At 60.3% G+C, this 2,900-nt stretch carries 1 protein-coding gene and 1 pseudogene; both read left to right on the top strand.

What is annotated here, in order from left to right; all coding sequences use genetic code 11:
* A pseudogene (locus KGB14_RS24270) lies at positions 1-548 on the top strand (hypothetical protein); the annotation flags it as partial.
* A gap of 226 nt (positions 549-774) precedes the next feature.
* Positions 775-2,900, top strand: a 2,126-nt coding sequence (locus tag KGB14_RS24265; protein WP_411740807.1) for a DUF5801 repeats-in-toxin domain-containing protein, incomplete at its 3' end; no start/stop codon positions are given.

The following is a 2,900-nucleotide window of genomic DNA, read 5'->3' as shown; positions in this document are numbered from 1 at the left end:
TCACCGAGGTGAACACCCTGACGCCGGAGGCCGGCGGACAGGTGTCCTTCCTCATTGGGAGTGATGGCACGAATCTGATCGACGCGGTTCAGCTCACGATGGGCCGAGGCACTGTCAAGATCCCGGTAATCCAGTTCATTCAGCAGACCGAGAACCTGGCCAGCGATGTCCAGCTGTCGTTCCACGCGACGCTGACGGACAAGGATGGGGACTCGGCATCAAGTACGTTTGACGCCAACCTGTTCGCCAACGACCCAGCCAACGCACTCTTCGACTTCACCCTGGTTGGAACCAGCGGTGAGCGTGATGCCTTCAACGTCGATTTGGCAGCCAACCAGAACCGGTACCAGGTCACCGGCTTCGATGCGAGCGCAAACCTGCGAGACACGCTGGTGCTCAACGGCGACCAGAGCTCCGTTGTCCAATCGATCGACAACAGCGGCGCAAACAGCGTCGTGACGGTTGCCGAAACGGGTGGGCAAGTCACGACCATCACCTTGGTCGGGGTCGATCTTCTGAGTACCGACATTGTTCATGGCAGTGCCTGATACCGCGAGCGCGTGAAAGGATGCGAGGGTGGTGGAAGCCACCCTCGCATTTTTTTTTGCGGTTCCAATATGAGATCCGCACGATCGCATCAACCTGGTCACCCTGCAGCAGGCCACCGACAAGGCCCGCTAGTCCGAAACTCCCACCCCGCTCGGGAGTTTCGGCCGATGCGCAATCCACGGCGTTTATCCATAGTTGCGGCCAAAGGTCAACGGTCAGGCCTCGATGACCGCAATTGCCCAGGTAAACGTCATGACTATTCAAGAACAAGATTTATTGCTGACGAGCGCTCTGAGCGTCGTAGGGGCTGGTGCGAACGTTACGCTGGACGAAACGGCCGGGTTGCAGAACGCCACCGCCACGCCCACCCCTGCGGGTGACGCTGACGACAATGACATTCTGCTGGCCTCCCTGCCCTCGACGTTCTCTACCCGTCTGACGGCACTGGGTGCCGGTACCGCAACGGGTGCAGCGTTGAGTGGCTATACCGGTGCCGCGGGCAACACGGGCAGCAACGCGTTCACCGTCACCCCAGACCCCGGAGCCAGCATTACCAATATCAGCTTCGTCGACAGCGCTGGCGCACCGCTCAATGGCCTGGACAGCGGCCTGGATACCCTCGATGGCACCAGCATCCTTCTCTATACGGATACGAACAACGACAACATCGTTCTGGGCCGAGCCGGTGGCTCGAGCGGCGCGATCGTGTTCGCCGCCTATATCGAAGAAACCGGATCGCCGGTCTCGGGCGGCAAAATCTGGACCGTGGAATACCAACCGCTCAAGCATCCAGATGCTACGAACGCCGATGATTCGCTCAATCTGCTGAATAAGGTGTACGTCGGAGCCAGTCAGGACACGGAATTCAGCCTGGCCGGTGTGCCCTCCGGTTCGAACCTGTTCCTGATGTTCACGAAAGCGAACCCGACAGTTGTCGACGACGGTGGTGTCTTGCGGATCACGGACCCCACCATCATCGCCACCGGCAAGGACCCTGCAGACCAGTCAAGCGGCGCCAATATAAATACTGGCGACACGATCATCACCAGCCAGGCGGCCAACCCGACCACCTTCGGCACCAACAACCAGATGATTACAGAGCAGGAAGGCATCCGCTTTTCGTTCGTCACCGGTGCCAGGCAGGATGTGACCATTCCCAACCTCAGTCAAAACGAAGCAGATGTTGAAGCCAACATCGACTTTACCGACGTCTTCAATGCGAAGATGGCCAGTTTCGACGTCGTGCAGTTGCAAAGCGGCAAGAGTGCTGTCGTAAAAGTCAGCGCATTCACCACTGCGGCTGAACCTGGTGTGAATTTCATCAACGGCTATGCGAACGATACATCGGTTGCCATCACCCATGTTAACGTCATCAACATCAGCACCGGGCAGGTGATCGAGAATTCAGATGGATCGGTGAATGATCCGGCCATTACCATTACCATTTCTGGTGGAGTTGCAACCATCACCGGCGTTTTGGCCGGCTACCAGATTGAATACACCACAACGTCGGATCACAACCGCGTGCTCGTCGAGAACGGCGCGGCCCTCGACGCCAAGGGCAATAACCACGCCGCTTTTGATGTCGGTGGCTTCACGCTGGTCCAGGCCTCTGTTTCGACCGCCGAAATCGGCTCCAAGATGCTGTTCGAGGACGATGGGCCGAGCATCAGCACCACCGGCACCGAGCCGACGCTGACGGTGGACGAGACCGTCCTGGCGACCAACGCCACCCAGAGCTTTGCGGCCAACTTCAGTTCGGCATTTGGCGCCGATGGCGCTGGCACGCTGACCTACGCGCTGGGCGTGGTGGCCGGTGCCTCCGGGCTGACCGACACAGCCACCAACGAGGCGGTGAACCTGTCGCTCAACGGTGGCGTGGTAGAAGGCCGCACAGCCACGACCAACCTGCTGGTGTTCACGGTCAGCGTCGCCGCCAATGGCAGCGTCACGCTCGACCAGATACGCGCGGTGGTGCATCCCGATACCACCAATCCCGATGATTCGAAGAGCCTGACGGCGGACAACCTGGTGACGCTGACGGCGACCAAGACCGATGGGGACGGCGACAGCGCCCAGGCGACCCTCAACATCGGGTCGAATCTGGTGTTCAAGGACGACGGACCGAGCGTCAGCACCACCGGCACCGAGCCGACGCTGACGGTGGACGAGACCGTCCTGGCGACCAACGCCACCCAGAACTTTGCGGCCAACTTCAGCTCGGCGTTTGGCGCTGATGGCGCGGGTACGCTGACCTATGCGCTGGGCGTGGTGGCGGGTGCCTCCGGACTGGTGGACACGGCCTCGGGCCAGGCGGTGAACCTGTCACTCAACGGTGGCGTGGTGGAAGG

Origin of the sequence: Pseudomonas sp. A-RE-19, from assembly GCF_019956555.1 — a bacterium.
GTDB lineage: Bacteria > Pseudomonadota > Gammaproteobacteria > Pseudomonadales > Pseudomonadaceae > Aquipseudomonas.
Note: the sequence above shows the minus strand (reverse complement) of the source record. Positions and strands in the feature narration are given on the sequence as shown.